Source organism: Aeromonas crassostreae, assembly GCF_054052445.1.
On record NZ_JBSTYM010000007.1, the window covers coordinates 82,012 to 96,505 of the forward strand.

The 14,494-nt window shown below is 60.3% G+C and carries 15 protein-coding genes; 10 read left to right on the forward strand and 5 right to left on the reverse strand.

Features of this window, described 5'->3' with window-relative positions; translation table 11 throughout:
* The first annotated feature begins 40 nt into the window (after positions 1-40).
* On the forward strand, positions 41-976 hold the full coding sequence (gene mdh / locus ACW5W4_RS07610; protein WP_427262079.1) for a malate dehydrogenase: 936 nt from the start codon (positions 41-43) through the stop codon (positions 974-976).
* A gap of 136 nt (positions 977-1,112) precedes the next feature.
* Positions 1,113-1,976, forward strand: a complete 864-nt coding sequence (locus tag ACW5W4_RS07615) for a tetratricopeptide repeat protein (RefSeq protein WP_456688970.1) — start codon at positions 1,113-1,115, stop codon at positions 1,974-1,976.
* Positions 1,977-2,098: 122 nt separating this feature from the next.
* Here the strand turns inward: ACW5W4_RS07615 and hmpA are convergent, their stop codons facing one another.
* Positions 2,099-3,292, reverse strand: coding sequence for an NO-inducible flavohemoprotein (hmpA, locus tag ACW5W4_RS07620; RefSeq protein ID WP_456688971.1), 1,194 nt, complete (start codon positions 3,290-3,292; stop codon positions 2,099-2,101).
* Between the two features lie 107 nt (positions 3,293-3,399).
* Here hmpA and ACW5W4_RS07625 point away from each other — a divergent pair, with 107 nt between their 5' ends.
* Complete coding sequence (locus ACW5W4_RS07625; protein WP_456688972.1) at positions 3,400-3,867, forward strand: Rrf2 family transcriptional regulator; 468 nt, start codon at positions 3,400-3,402, stop codon at positions 3,865-3,867.
* A gap of 74 nt (positions 3,868-3,941) precedes the next feature.
* Here the strand turns inward: ACW5W4_RS07625 and ACW5W4_RS07630 are convergent, their stop codons facing one another.
* Both ACW5W4_RS07630 and ACW5W4_RS07635 read right to left on the reverse strand, forming a co-directional pair.
* On the reverse strand, positions 3,942-5,228 hold the full coding sequence (locus tag ACW5W4_RS07630; RefSeq protein ID WP_041995160.1) for an HlyC/CorC family transporter: 1,287 nt from the start codon (positions 5,226-5,228) through the stop codon (positions 3,942-3,944).
* Between the two features lie 46 nt (positions 5,229-5,274).
* On the reverse strand, positions 5,275-6,066 hold the full coding sequence (locus tag ACW5W4_RS07635) for a cytochrome C assembly family protein (RefSeq protein WP_408793667.1): 792 nt from the start codon (positions 6,064-6,066) through the stop codon (positions 5,275-5,277).
* A gap of 201 nt (positions 6,067-6,267) precedes the next feature.
* On the opposite strand from ACW5W4_RS07635, the gene ffh reads away from it, so the two are divergent.
* From ffh to rplS, 5 genes are all read left to right on the forward strand, one after another.
* Positions 6,268-7,647: a signal recognition particle protein gene (gene ffh, locus ACW5W4_RS07640; RefSeq protein ID WP_427262084.1), complete on the forward strand. Its 1,380-nt coding sequence runs from the start codon at positions 6,268-6,270 to the stop codon at positions 7,645-7,647.
* Between the two features lie 182 nt (positions 7,648-7,829).
* Positions 7,830-8,078, forward strand: a complete 249-nt coding sequence (gene rpsP / locus ACW5W4_RS07645) for a 30S ribosomal protein S16 (protein WP_041995155.1) — start codon at positions 7,830-7,832, stop codon at positions 8,076-8,078.
* Positions 8,079-8,102: 24 nt separating this feature from the next.
* On the forward strand, positions 8,103-8,624 hold the full coding sequence (gene rimM / locus ACW5W4_RS07650) for a ribosome maturation factor RimM (RefSeq protein ID WP_041995153.1): 522 nt from the start codon (positions 8,103-8,105) through the stop codon (positions 8,622-8,624).
* A gap of 27 nt (positions 8,625-8,651) precedes the next feature.
* Positions 8,652-9,398: a tRNA (guanosine(37)-N1)-methyltransferase TrmD gene (trmD, locus tag ACW5W4_RS07655; RefSeq protein WP_111874750.1), complete on the forward strand. Its 747-nt coding sequence runs from the start codon at positions 8,652-8,654 to the stop codon at positions 9,396-9,398.
* Between the two features lie 35 nt (positions 9,399-9,433).
* Positions 9,434-9,781 (forward strand): 50S ribosomal protein L19, encoded by a 348-nt coding sequence (rplS, locus tag ACW5W4_RS07660; RefSeq protein ID WP_005313505.1) that lies wholly within the window; start codon positions 9,434-9,436, stop codon positions 9,779-9,781.
* An 82-nt stretch (positions 9,782-9,863) separates the two neighbouring features.
* Here the strand turns inward: rplS and ACW5W4_RS07665 are convergent, their stop codons facing one another.
* Both ACW5W4_RS07665 and mutH read right to left on the reverse strand, forming a co-directional pair.
* Complete coding sequence (locus ACW5W4_RS07665; RefSeq protein ID WP_408793672.1) at positions 9,864-10,187, reverse strand: isoamylase early set domain-containing protein; 324 nt, start codon at positions 10,185-10,187, stop codon at positions 9,864-9,866.
* A gap of 80 nt (positions 10,188-10,267) precedes the next feature.
* Positions 10,268-10,942, reverse strand: a complete 675-nt coding sequence (mutH, locus tag ACW5W4_RS07670; RefSeq protein ID WP_456688973.1) for a DNA mismatch repair endonuclease MutH — start codon at positions 10,940-10,942, stop codon at positions 10,268-10,270.
* A gap of 728 nt (positions 10,943-11,670) precedes the next feature.
* Here mutH and rppH point away from each other — a divergent pair.
* On the forward strand, positions 11,671-12,198 hold the full coding sequence (rppH, locus tag ACW5W4_RS07675) for an RNA pyrophosphohydrolase (RefSeq protein ID WP_084205309.1): 528 nt from the start codon (positions 11,671-11,673) through the stop codon (positions 12,196-12,198).
* Positions 12,199-12,210: 12 nt separating this feature from the next.
* Positions 12,211-14,478 carry a phosphoenolpyruvate--protein phosphotransferase gene (ptsP, locus tag ACW5W4_RS07680; RefSeq protein ID WP_427262087.1) on the forward strand — a complete coding sequence of 756 codons (2,268 nt, stop codon included), beginning with the start codon at positions 12,211-12,213 and terminating at the stop codon, positions 14,476-14,478.
* Positions 14,479-14,494: the final 16 nt, after the last annotated feature.

Sequence of the window (14,494 nt, forward strand, 5' to 3'; positions counted from 1 at the left end):
AGAAACAACCTTAAACCTACGCTTAAACATGGAGTTGATCATGAAAGTTGCCGTTCTGGGTGCCGCCGGTGGCATAGGCCAAGCCCTTGCCCTGTTGCTGAAGAATCGTCTGCCTGCTGGCTCCGAATTGAGCCTGTATGACATTGCCCCCGTGACCCCGGGTGTGGCCGTCGACCTGAGCCATATCCCGACTGACGTGAAAGTAAAAGGATTTTGCGGCGAAGACCCGAGCCCGGCTCTGGTCGGTGCCGATGTGGTGCTGATTTCCGCCGGTGTGGCGCGCAAGCCCGGCATGGATCGTTCCGATCTGTTCAACATCAACGCCGGCATCGTCAAAAACCTGGTGGAGAAGTGCGCCGCCAGCTGCCCGCAAGCGCTGATCGGCATTATCACCAACCCGGTCAACACCACTGTGGCCATCGCCGCCGAGGTGCTGAAGAAAGCCGGTGTCTATGACAAGCGTCGCCTGTTCGGCGTCACCACCCTGGACGTGATCCGCGCCGAGACCTTCGTGGCCGAGGCCAAGGGCCTGAACGTGGACAAGGTGCGTGTCAACGTGATCGGTGGTCACAGTGGCGTGACCATTCTGCCGCTGCTGTCCCAGATCGAAGGTGCCGATTTCTCCGCCGAGGAAGTGGCTGCCATGACCAAGCGGATCCAGAACGCCGGTACCGAAGTGGTGGAAGCCAAGGCCGGTGGCGGCTCGGCGACCCTCTCCATGGGTCAGGCGGCCTGCCGCTTCGGCCTCTCCCTCATCAAGGGTCTGCAGGGCGAAGCCAACGTCATCGAGTGTGCCTATGTGGAAGGCAATGGCGAGCACGCCAGCTTCTTCGCGCAGCCTATCCTGCTGGGCAAGCACGGTGTCGAGACCATACTGGACTACGGCAAGCTGAGCGCCTTCGAGCAGGACGCGATGGATGGCATGCTGGCCACCCTCAAGGCCGACATCCAACTGGGCGTCGACTTCGTCAAGTAAGCCGCAAGACGGCAGGAAAGGGGAGCTCAGGCTCCCCTTTTGTCATTGTGCGCCCGGCGAACCTGGTGCCAGGCCCCATCCGGGGTTAAGGGATGAACCCTCGCTGCCGATACAGAAAGGCAGCAGGAGAATCACCATGACGAAAGCCATCCCCCTCATTATCTTTGCATGCCTGTCGGCCGGAGCGCTCCGGGCCGAGCAGGAGGCCGTCGCGCCGAGCGAGCCCATGCTGGCGGCGGCCTCCCGCCCCGACTCTGCGCCTGCGACCGCCCTCGAGGGGGCGACGGTGCCAGGCGGTTCGGCCCCCCTGCCTGCCGCCCCGAGCGCGCCTCCCCCCGGGGCGGGCCTGCCCCAGTGGCCCCTTCCCGCCAGCGGGACTTCGGCGGCGACGGCCACCCTGGTGGAGGTGGCGGATCCCGCCGCCAAGCTGCCCCCCGTTTCGGTGGCGCCCCTGCAGGCGGTGCCGCTCTATCGGCAGGATGAACTGCTCGACTGGATCGAGCAGGGGCGTCACCTCAAGCAGGTCAGGCAGGACAGGTGCCAGCTGACCCAGGATATCGAGGCGCGGGCCAAGGTGATGAAGATCCCCTCCTACCAATTCCTGTGGGGAGACATGCTGGCCTGGGGGGTGTGCGTCAAACCCGATGCCGAGCAGGGGGTCAAGTATCTGTGGGCGGCGGCGGATCAGGGGTTGGCACCGGCACTGGAGCAGCTGGGTCGCTACTACTGGAAGGGGATCCTGGTGCAGAAGGATGCGCTGCGGGCCGAGACCCTGATGCGGGAGGCGGCCAGCCAGGGGCTGCTCAAGGCGCAGCTGGCGTGGGTGGAGATGCTGCTGGCGGGGCTCGGCAGCCCCCTCGACTATGAGGAGGCCTATCAGTGGCTGCACGGTGCTGTGATAGGCGACAAAGCGCTCCATGGCCGGGCCGCCAGCCTGCTCTCCCGCCTCGCCGCCCGCATGCCCGCCAATGCGGTGGCGCGGGCCAAGACGATGAGCTGATGGGGGCGTTGGTCCCGTGATGAAGGAGGGCCCCTGCTTGGGGCTGGGGCCCTCCTGTTATGGGGAGATCAGCCGCCGTGCCGTGCAGGCTGTTCCCCTTCCTTGATATGAATGTCCGGCCCTTACAGATCTTGATGGGGGCCAAATACTTCGTAATGCAGGCGATCGTCACTGACCCCGAGGGCCAGCAGCTGGCGTTTGATGCTGGCCATGAAGGGCAGGGGGCCGCAGCAGTAGTAGTGCGCATCGTCCGGCAGCAGTTCCTGCACCTGGGTCAGTGCCATGGTACCGCTGAAGTCATAATCCACCCCTTGCCGATCCTGATCCTGCGGGACGCGATACCAGACGCGGCTCAGCAGCCGTTCATGGCGATCGCACTTGTCCCGCACATCCTGTCTGAAGCCGTGCAAGCTTCCCTGCTCGCAGGCGTGCAGCCAGCGGATCTCGCCGTCATGACCCTTGGCCAGCAGCTGGTTGAGCATGCTGAGCATGGGCGTCAGGCCGACACCGGCCGAGATCAGCACCACGGCTTGGCCGGGCTCGGCGGCCAGCACGAAGTCCCCCGCCGGTGGCATCACCGCCAGTATGTCCCCGGGCACCAGCTTGTCATGGAGCAGGTTGGAGACCAGCCCCTCTGGCTCGCGCTTGACGCTGATGCGGTAGTCGCGGCCGTTGGGGGCATCGGACAGGGAATACTGGCGGATCTCCTGATGCATCAGGTCGGGGTGGGTCAGCTTGAGGCTGAGATACTGGCCGGGCTGGAAGTCGGGGACGGGCTGACCATCGACGGGGGCCAGGACGAAGGAGGTGATGACTTCGCTCTCGACCCCTTTGTGGGAGATGACGAAGGGGCGGGCGCCCTGCCAGCCACCGGGCTGCTCGGCCTGCTGGCGATAGAGCTCCCCCTCCCGGCCGATGAAGATGTCGGCCAGCACCCCATAGGCTTTGCCCCAGGCGGTCAGGACCTGCTCGGTGACCGCTTCTCCGCCCATTTCTTTGAGCGTGGCCAACAGATGACTACCCACAATGTGATATTGTTCCGGCTGGATCAGGAAACCAGTATGCTTGTGGGCGATGCGCTCGACCGCGCCGGCGAGGGCGCCCAGGTTGTCGATATGTCTGGCGTAAGCCGCGACGGCATTGAACAGGGCCAGGGGCTGGCCGCCACTGTGCTGATGGGCCAGGTTGAAGATGTCCTTGAGCTCGGGGTTGTGGCTGAACATGCGTCGATAGAAGTGCTGGGTGAGCGCAGGGCCCGCCGACTCGAGCAAGGGAATGGTGCTTTTGATGACGGCGATGGTGGCTTGATCTAACATAGGTCCTCTTAATTTGACATCTAGAATGACACTTTATAAGTGGCATCCTAGATGTTTATTTGATGAGGATCAATCCTCCCTCTTTCGCTTTGCGCTAAACAGGCACTATGAGACTGACAAGTTATACCGATTTTGGATTAAGAGCCCTCATCTATCTGGCGACCCTGCCGGAGGGGGAATTGTCGAGCGTCGCCAAGGTGTCCGCCTTGTACGGTGTCTCTCGCAACCACATGGTGAAGGTGGTCAACCAGCTGGTGAAGCTGGGCTATCTGCAGTCCCAGCGCGGCAAGCATGGCGGCATCCGGTTGGCCTGTGCCCCGGATGCCATCAATATCGGCCAGGTGATCCGCGAGCTGGAAGGCAATCTGGATGGCATCGACTGCCACTCTCCCGCCTGCCACATCATCTCGGTCTGCCTGCTCAAGGGGGCGCTGAAGGATGCGATGAATGCCTTCCTGACCGTGATGGACGGTTACAGCCTGCAAGACTTGCTGGCCAACCGGAGCGAGCTGGAACAGGTGTTCGGCCAGCTGATCCCGACCCTCACCATTCCCGCCGACGACAACGAGTTCTGAGGCGATCCCCCTCAACGCGAAGGGCTGCCCGTGGGCAGCCCTTCTTCATTGCGGTCATGGAGCCTGGGTCGGCATCAGTCGTCGTCCTCGTCTGATGCCGTGCTGCGATAAAACTGCGGCATGATGCGCGCCATGGTCACCATGTTCTGCTCGACCTCGAGGATCTCGATGGGATAGCCCGCCAGCCGGATGCTGATGTTGGGTTGGGGGATCTCCTCCAGGTACTCCAGGATGACGCCGTTGAGGGTGCGCGGGCCATCGGTGGGCAGATGCCAGTTCATCTCCTTGTTGAGTTCGCGGATGCTGACCGAGCCCTCGACCAGGAAGGAGCCGTCAGGCTGGGGATGGATCTCTTCGCTCGGGGTCGGGGTCATGGAGGTGGTGAAGTCACCGACTATCTCCTCGAGGATGTCGTCCAGGGTGATCAACCCCTGGATGTCGCCATACTCGTCGACGATGAGGCCGATCCGCTCCTTGTTGCGCTGGAACTTGGCGAGCTGGACATTGAGGGGCGTCCCCTCGGGGATGAAGTAGAGTTCCTTGACCGCGCGCAGCAGGCTGGACTTGCTGAACTGATCCCTGGCCATCAGCCGCAGGGCATCGCGGGCATGCAGGAAGCCGACCGCGTCGTCGATGTTGTCGCGATAGAGCAGGATCTTGGTGTGGGCGCAGTGCACCAGTTGGCGCAGTATGGTCTTCCAGTCGTCATTGATGTCGATGGCATAGATCTCGCTGCGCGGCACCATGATGTTTTCCACCGTCATCTTGTCCAGATCCAGGATGCTGAGCAGCATCTCCTGATGGCGCTGGGGGATCATGCTGCCCGCCTCGTTGACTATGGTGCGCAGCTCCTCGGTGTTGAGGGAGTCGCCCTGCTTGGGCGTGATCTTGAGCAGCTTGAGCAGGCTGCTGGTGATGCCGTTGATCAGCCAGACGAAGGGGTAGAGGGGTACCATCAACCCCTTGAGGATCCAGGAGGCGGGGTAGGCGATCTTCTCCGGGTACATGGCGGCCAGCGTCTTGGGGGTGACCTCGCCGAAGATGAGCACCACTATGGTCAGGCCGAAGGTGGCCACGGCCACCCCTATGTCGCCGAACAGCCGGATGCAGACGATGGTGGCGATGGCCGATGCCAGTATGTTGACCAGGTTGTTGCCGATGAGGATGAGGCCGATGAGGCGATCCGGGCGGGCAAGCAGGCGTTCCACCCGGCGGGCGGCCTTGTGTTTGGTCTGGGCGAGATGGCGCAACTTGTAGCGGTTGAGCGACATCAGGCCGGTTTCGGAGCTCGAGAAGAACGCGGAAAGGAAGATCAGAATAACGAGAACAATCAGTAATGTACTCGTTGATATGCTGTCCAAGAAGGGCTCCTGTTGGGGCTAAATAATGAATGTAGGGGGTGAGGTATCAGCTCAGCAGCACTTCTTTGACGAAGCGGCTGCCAAAATAGGCCAGGGTCAAGATGGCCGAGCCTATCAGGCTCAGGGTGATGACGCGGCGGCCGCGCCAGCCTCTGGCATGATGACCCCAGAGCAGAAAGGCGTAGACGCACCAGGCGAGAATGGAGAGCACCGCCTTGTGGGACTTGCCCTGGGCAAACATGTCTTCCAGGAAGAAGAGGCCGGAGGCGATGGAGAGCGTCAGCAGAAACAGGCCGGCGGAGATGAGCTGGAACAGCCGCTTCTCCACCGTCATCAGGGGCGGCATCGCGGGCAGTTGAATGATCTTGCGAGATTTTAACTGGCGGTCCAGGCAGGCGAGTTGCAGGGCGAACAGGCAGGCAATCATCAGCACCGAATAGGCCATCAGGGCCAGGCCTATGTGCAGCAGCAGCTGGGGATGGGCCTCCAGATGGGTGATGTAGCGGCTCGGGATCAGCGCGCTGGCGGTGAGCAGCAGGGCGGAAAACCCATAGACCACCGGCAGCAGGATCCAGCCGTTGAAACGGCGAGCGGCGCAGGTCATGAAGGTACTGATGATGAGGCTCACCAGGGAGGCCACGTTCAACATGCTGAGGTTCTGGCCTGAATTGGTCTGCATGACCTCGGCACCCAGGGTGATGGCGTGAGCGACCAGGGCGAACGCGACGCAGGCAAACAACTTGTGCTGTCCAGTTGGCTTGGCGCTCAGCAGCAGGTGCAGGGAGGCGATGATGGCCAGCAGATAAAACGCCAGGGCCAGAACAGAGATCACGATCATAACCAGGTCGTTGTCGAACAAGCAGTTAGATGAATAAGGGAGGCAGTATACCCTGCACCCGAGGTGCTCGCCAGTTGTGCAATCCGCAATCTGCCCATATATAGGGAGCAGGGCGCCGCAGCCGATGCGGCGAATAATCGTCCTCAGGCGATGGCTGAGGTATAATGCCGCCATTTACTACGCCAAGAACCGGAAAGCGTCATGTTTGAGAATTTGACAGAACGACTCTCGCGCACCCTGCGCAACGTCAGTGGCCGTGGGCGGCTGACCGAAGATAACATCAAGGAGACCCTGCGCGAGGTGCGCATGGCGCTGCTTGAGGCGGACGTGGCGCTGCCCGTGGTGCGTGACTTCGTGGCCCGCGTCAAGGAACGCGCCGTCGGCCAGGAAGTGGCCAAGTCCCTGAGCCCGGGTCAGGCCTTCATCAAGATAGTGCACGGCGAACTGGTCACCGTGATGGGAGAGGCCAACGAGCAGCTCAACCTGGCCGCCCAGCCGCCCGCCATTATTTTGATGGCCGGCCTGCAGGGTGCCGGTAAGACCACCACCGTCGGCAAGCTGGCCAAGCTGCTCAAGGAGCGCAGCAAGAAGAAGGTGCTGGTGGTCAGTGCCGACGTCTATCGCCCCGCCGCGATCAAGCAGCTCGAGACCCTGGCCGCGGACATCGGCGTCGACTTCTTCCCGAGCGAGGCGACCCAGAAGCCGCTGGCCATCGCCAATGCCGCCATCGATCAGGCGCGCAAGAAGTTCTATGACGTGGTGATCGTCGATACCGCAGGTCGTCTGCACGTCGATGGCGACATGATGGCGGAGATCCAGGATCTGCACGCCGCCATCAAGCCGGTGGAGACCTTGTTCGTGGTGGATGCCATGACGGGTCAGGATGCGGCCAACACCGCCAAGGCATTCAACGAGGCGCTGCCCCTCACCGGTGTCATCCTCACCAAGGCCGATGGCGATGCCCGCGGCGGTGCCGCCCTGTCGGTGCGCCACATCACCGGCAAGCCGGTCAAGTTCATCGGCATGGGGGAGAAAACCGACGCGCTGGAGCCGTTCCACCCCGACCGTCTGGCGTCGCGCATCCTCGGCATGGGGGACGTGCTGTCGCTTATCGAAGAAGTGGAGCGCAACGTCGACAAGGAGAAGGCGGCCAAGCTGGCCAGCAAGGTCAAGAGCGGCAAGGGCTTCGACCTGGAAGATTTTCGCGAGCAGCTGGTCCAGATGCGCAACATGGGCGGCATGATGGGCATGCTCGACAAGCTGCCAGGCATGTCCGGCCTGCCTGACAATGTGAAAGATCAGATGGATGACAAGCTCACCGTGCGCATGGAGGCCATCATCAGCTCCATGACGCCCAAGGAGCGCGCGCACCCCGATCTCATCAAGGGCTCCCGCAAGCGCCGCATCGCCGCGGGTTCCGGCATGCAGGTGCAGGACGTCAACAAGCTGCTCAAGCAGTTCACCGAGATGCAGCGCATGATGAAGAAGATGTCCGGCAAGGGCGGCATGCGCAAGATGATGGGCCAGATGAAAAACATGCTGCCGCCGGGCTTCGGTGGCGGTGGTCGCGGCCCCTTCTAAACGACCTCGCCTGTCATGGCGGCAGAGGCTCCCCAAAAGGGAGCCTCTTTTGTCTGCCGCCTGTGCAAAAATTGGCTGGCTCGGTTGCAATCAGCATGAATTCAAGTAGAATTATGCGGCTTATTTTAAGCTAGGGTCCGCGTGTTTGCGGGCCTTGTTCATTAGATGTTAATGAGGACGATATGGTAACCATTCGTTTACAACGTGGTGGCGCGAAAAAGCGTCCGTTTTACCAGGTAGTAGTTGCTGACAGCCGTAACGCCCGTGACGGTCGTTTCATCGAGCGCGTCGGTTTCTTCAACCCGGTTGCTTCTGGTTCCGCTGAGAAGCTGAACCTGGACCTGGCTCGCATCGAGCATTGGGTTGGTACTGGTGCCGCTGTCTCTGACCGCGTTGCCAAGCTGATCAAAGACGCTGCCAAAGCGGCTTAATCAGTTAAACGGTAGGGAGTTAAGGTGGATAAACCTATAGTTCTGGGCACCCTGGGTACCGTATACGGCATCAAGGGCTGGCTGAAAGTGAACTCCTTCACCGATGTTGCCGAAGCGATTTTCGATTACAAACCCTGGCTGATCAATCAGAACGGGGTGTGGCGTGAACTTCAGGTTTCATCCTGGAAGCGTCACAACAAGGGTCTGATCTGCAAGCTCGATGGTATCGACGTGCGCGAGGATGCCCTGGCATTGACCAATGTCGAGATTGGCGTTCACGCCGATCAGTTGCCGAGTCTGCCCGAGGGTGAGTTCTACTGGCGCGACCTGATTGGTTGCACCGTGTTGACCACCAAGGGATACGACCTTGGCAAGGTGACCGAATTGATGGAAACCGGCTCCAACGATGTGTTGGTGGTTGAGGCCAATGTAAAAGATGCCTTTGGCGCAAAGGAGCGGTTGATTCCGTTCCTGGAAGAGCAGGTGATCAAGCATATTGATCTGACTGCTCGCACAATCGAAGTTGATTGGGATCCTGGTTTCTAGTTTCCCGCGGTGTGCCGGAGGTTTCTTATGTGGATTGGGGTGATCAGCCTCTTCCCGGAAATGTTCCGAGCCATTACCGAGCACGGGGTAACGGGTCGGGCCGTCAAGAGTGGCCTGCTGCAGATTGAGTGCTGGAACCCCCGGGACTTTACCCACGACAAGCACCGTACGGTCGATGATCGTCCATATGGTGGTGGGCCCGGCATGTTGATGATGGTTCAGCCGCTGCGTGATGCGATTCATGCGGCCAAGCAAGCGGCGGGAGACGGGGCGAAAGTCATCTATCTCTCTCCTCAGGGACGCAAGCTGACACAGGCTGGCGTGACCGAGTTGGCGCAGGATCGAAAACTGATCCTGATTGCCGGTCGATACGAAGGTATCGACGAGCGCGTGATACAAACCGAGGTCGACGAAGAGTGGTCTATCGGGGATTACGTGCTAAGTGGTGGCGAGTTGCCTGCCATGACCCTGATCGATGCGGTTTCGCGTCTGGTACCAGGGGTATTGGGGGATCAGGCCAGTGCCGAGCAGGACTCCTTCACGGATGGCCTGCTGGATCATCCCCACTACACTCGACCTGAGCTGTTGGATGGATTGGCGGTGCCGGAGGCGCTGACGAGCGGCAATCACGAAGTGATTCGGCGCTGGCGGCTCAAGCAATCGCTCGGACGAACCTGGCAACGTAGGCCGGAACTTATTAACAACCTAGCTCTGACTGACGAGCAAGAATCACTTCTTGCCGAGTATGTCCGCGAAGTGCGTGACAGCGTTTAGTAGAGTTTTCAGTTTATCCTAGGTAAGGAAAGACAATGAGCAAGATTATTCAGCAGCTTGAACAAGAGCAACTGCGTACCGACATCCCGGCTTTCGCCCAGGGCGATACCGTACGTGTTCAAGTGCGTGTTAAAGAAGGTGGTAAAGAGCGTCTGCAGGCTTTCGAAGGCATCGTCATTGCCAAGCGTAACCGCGGTCTGCACTCTGCTTTCACCGTTCGCAAGATCTCCAACGGCGAAGGTGTTGAGCGTGTATTCCAGACTCACTCTCCGCTGATCCACAGTGTAGAACTGAAGCGTCGTGGTGATGTTCGCCGCGCCAAACTGTACTACCTGCGCAACCTGTCCGGCAAAGCTGCTCGTATCAAAGAGAAGCTCAACTAATTCGACTCGAATTGGTGTCGATTTATCGACGGATAGTGAAGAGGCTCGCCAATGGCGAGCCTTTTTTATGTCCGCTGCGAGGCTAGGGATTGACCCTGACCACCGAGTTGTCCCGCCCGAAGGGGCCGGGGACATAGTCGTCCGCCGCCCAGTCATTGTCGTAGCGACACTCGCCATCGGGCTGGATCAGCCGATAGCAATACTCGAAATGGCTGGGGCCGTCGGTGGGCAGGTTGAGAGTCGCCTTGAACTCACCGCTTTTCATGCGCTTGAGCGCGATCGGCTGCCACTGGTTGAACTCTCCCAGCAGCAGCACCTGCTCGGCCCCCTCTGCGGCGGCCTTCTCCACCTCGAAGGTGACTTTCACTTCCGGGCGGGACTTGAGGAACTGCTTGTTGATAGGCATGACGCCTCCTTGTCATTGGCTACGAAGAAACCGGATTGGTTATTTTTATACCAATTTATGACAGGGAGATAGATAACACCTCATTCGGGCAGGGCAAAGTGGCGCATGAGCAGGGCATGGGTGAAGGGGATCTTCAGATAAAAGCCCCTTGGCAGTGTCATGATGGGCTGACCGGCGCGGCCGATGGCCCGGGTCAGCGCCTTGTTGTTGGCGGCCTTGGGGCGCAGTTGCATCACCTGGCCATGGCGGGCACTGATCTGCTCCACTTCCCCCAGCACTATCATGTCCATCAGCTCCTCCCAATCCTGGCGCAGCAAGGCGTCCTCCTCCGGGCTCGGGCGCCACATCAGCGGCATGCCGACCCGGCGCTCGCCAACGGGGATCTCCCGGCTGCCCTCTACCGGGATCCAGAGCACCCGCGACAGCTTGTTGCGCACGTTGGACTCCTCCCAGCGCTGGCCGCTGATCCCGATCAGTGGCGCCACGCAGACGAAGGTGGTCTCCAGGGGCTTGCCTCTGGGATCCACCGGGATCGTCTTGAGTTCTATGCCGAGCTCGGGAAAATCCTGCTCCGGTCGGCTGCCGGCACTGGCGCCCAGATGCCATTCGATCAGTTGCCCGACCCAGCCCTTGTCCCGGCGCAGGTCCCGCGGCACCGCTATCCCTGCGTCGGTCGCCAGCTGGGCCAGGGTAAAGCCGGCGATGGCATGAGCACGATCCAGCAGCTCCTGTTCTGACTGGGGGGGGTGGGGCATAGGATCCTCCTGTGGATGAAAAGTCGCTACCTGTCCCCAAACCGGTTTCTGACGCTTTTATGACCAGTCTAGATGGCGGGACAGACGAATACCCTGACAGGGGTATTCTTTGCTTATGACTATGATTTTAAATGGTTTTGATAGAAAAGTCCGGCTTTGTTGCGCGCAGGATCCTGGGGGAAGGAACTTGTCCAAGGGTTTGTCCTGCTTGTTGCACACAGTTATCCACAGAAAACTTGGATAACTGATCAATGGTGGTCACCGTTGCCGTGGATGGAGAAAAAAAATGTGATCCATCCACTTTTTCGGCCCGGATCCTGATGAGAAAGGAGGCAAGGCTTGTGGATAAATTGCCCTTGGTGGATCTTTGAGCGCCGGAACTTGTTCACAATCAGGATCCGGGATCCTGTTCCGGATAAAGCATGGATTTTGATCCAGTTAAATGAAGTTAATATATTGTTTTTAATGAATTTAATGTCTTTGTTTTTCAGTGGGGTATGCCAGCATATTCATACGCACGGTAGCTGATATTCAACCGTATACCCGCTTGCCCACAGTGTTATACACAGAACGGGTGAGCAACTTGCCAGAGAGGATCCCGATGTTTGTTTATAACTTGGGTTGAAATCGAAAGTTATTCATGATTGCTGATCGACAACCGCTGTTTGCCGGCAAGGGGTGAATGTGGAACAATCTCTTTATAGATTCAGCCTTTATAAGGTGATCACGTGATAGATGGTGACGGGTTTCGTCCCAATGTCGGCATCGTGATCTGTAACCGCGAAGGACAAGTTCTGTGGGCTAAGCGCTATGGACAGCACTCCTGGCAGTTTCCCCAGGGGGGAGTGGATGAGGGTGAAACACCAGAGCAGGCCATGTATCGGGAGCTCTATGAGGAGATTGGCCTCAAGCCCGACGATGTGACCATACTGGCTATCAGCCGTAACTGGCTCAAGTACCGCTTACCCAAACGACTTGTCCGTTGGGACAGTTCACCGGTCTGTATTGGCCAAAAACAGAAATGGTTTCTGCTGCAGTTGAATCCAGGGAAAGAGTCGCACATTCAATTTGGCTGTTATGGTCATCCTGAGTTCGATGACTGGCGCTGGGTCAGCTTCTGGTATCCGGTTCGCCAGGTGGTCTCCTTCAAGCGGGAGGTGTATCGCCGGGTGATGAAGGAGTTTGCCCCGCTGGCCATGCCGGTGGTGCAGCAGGCAAGCAACAAGAGGGAAGGGCGGCGCCACCGCTCTCGTTAAGGAGCAGAGTATTTGCTGACGGAATTGAGACGCATCGTCGAGAGCATGGCCCAGGCCAATACCCTCGAGCAGGCACTGGAAGCATTGGTGGGCCAGACCCGGCTCGCCATGCAGGTCTCCTGCTGCTCCGTTTACGTCTCCGAGCCCGAGGCGCGTTGCTATCGACTGGCGGCCACCGACGGTCTGGCGCAATCTGCCGTCGGCAAGACCACCTTGCCGTTCGAGCAGGGCATCGTCGGTCTGGTGGGCCAGCGGGAAGAGCTGATCAACCTGGCCGATGCCCCCTCCCACCCCAGTTTCAAGTTCCTGCCCGATGTCGCGGAAGAGGCGTTTCGCTCCTTCCTCGGCGCCCCCATCATGCATCAGCGTCAGGTGGTCGGCATCCTGGTGGTGCAGCAGAAGGAGAGCCGCCGTTTCGATGAGGGGGAGGAGTCCTTCCTGGTCACCCTGGCAGCCCAGCTGGCCGCCCGCCTCGCCCATGCCCAGACCAAGGGCTGGCTGCAGAAGACCGACTGGAGCAAGCCGCTGCGCGGCATCGCCGGGGCAAGCGGCATCGCCATCGCCAAGGCCTGGGTATGGCGACCGCGCAAGGAGCTGGGCTCCATAGTCCCGCGCAAGGATGAGGATCACCATGCCCAGCTGGCCCGCCTCGAGGAGGCGGTCGAGGAGGTGCGTCACGATCTGGAGAGCCTGGCGCTGCGGTTTCGCGAGAGTTACAGCCAGGACTCGGTCGCCATCTTCGACATCTATCTGCACCTGCTGAACGATCCCGGTTATATCCGGCCGATCCGCAACAAGGTGAGCAAGGAACACTGGACCGCGGTCTCTGCGGTCAAGCTGGTGAGTGATCGGCTGATCGACCAGTTCAAGGGGATGAAGGATCCCTACCTGCAGGAGCGATCCACCGATGTGAAGGACATCGCCCAGCGGCTCATCAGCCGGCTGGTGCAAAATGAACCCGAACATTTCACCATAGGGGAACCCGTGGTGCTGGTGGCGGACGAAGTGACGGCCACCATACTGGCCGAGATCCCGCGCGAGTTTCTGAGCGGGGTGGTCTCCCTCAAGGGGGGCACCAACTCCCATGCCGCCATCCTGGCCCGCGCCATGGGCATCGCCGCCATCATGGGGGTGGATCTGCCCCTGGGGGACATCAGCGGACGGCCGCTGATCCTGGATGGCTACAGCGGCGATCTCTTCATCGAGCCCAGTGCGCTGCTGCTGGCCGAGTACCGGCAGCTGCTCGACGAGGAGCGGGCGCTGGATACCCTGGTGCGCTCGGTGGACAATCAGCCCTCCGAGACGGCCGACGGCGTCAAGGTGTCGCTGCTGCTCAACGCAGGTCTCAGTGCCGATACCGAGATCTCCCTCAGTCAGCTGGCGGATGGTGTGGGGCTCTATCGCACCGAGATCCCCTTCATGCTGCAAGACAGCTTCCCCTCCGAGCTGGAGCAGACCGCCCGCTATCGCGGCATTCTCGAGACCTATCGCGATCGCCCCGTCTGCATGCGTACCCTGGATGTGGGGGGGGACAAGCCGCTCCCCTATTTCCCCATCGTGGAGGAAAATCCCTTCCTTGGCTGGCGGGGGATCCGGCTCACCCTGGATCACCCCGAACTCTTCCTGGTGCAGCTCAAGGCCATGCTGCGCGCCAGCGAGGGGTTGGACAATCTCACCATCATGCTGCCGATGATCAGCAGCGTGGGGGAGATCAAGGCCTCCCGCCGCCTGCTGGATCAGGCCTGGCATGAGGTTTCGGAAGAGGCGGCCGTACGGGGCGTCTCCATCAACTACCCCAGCCTGGGGGCCATGATAGAGGTCCCCTCCGCGCTCTATATCCTGCCGGAGATGGCTCCCCTCATCGACTTCTGGTCGGTGGGCAGCAACGACCTGACCCAGTACCTGCTGGCGGTGGACCGCAACAATGCCCGGGTCGCCAACATCTATGATGCCTTCCATCCTGCGGTGATCCGCGCGCTGCAACTGCTGGTCGATGCCTCCCGGCGCTACCAGAAGCCGGTCTCCGTCTGCGGTGAGCTGGCCGGCGATCCGGTCGGCGTGCTGCTGCTGATGGCCATGGGCTATCGCCGCTTCAGCATGAACACCAACAACATTGCCCGCATCAAATACGTGCTGCGCCATGCCAGGCTGAGCGAGCTGACGGACCTGCTGGCGGAGGGGCTCAAGCATGATAACCCCCACGTGCTGCGCGGCCTGTTTGCCCGTTATCTGGAAGAGCATGGTTTGGGTGGCCTGCTGCGTGCCGGTCACAAGCCCTGATCCGATTAACATCAAA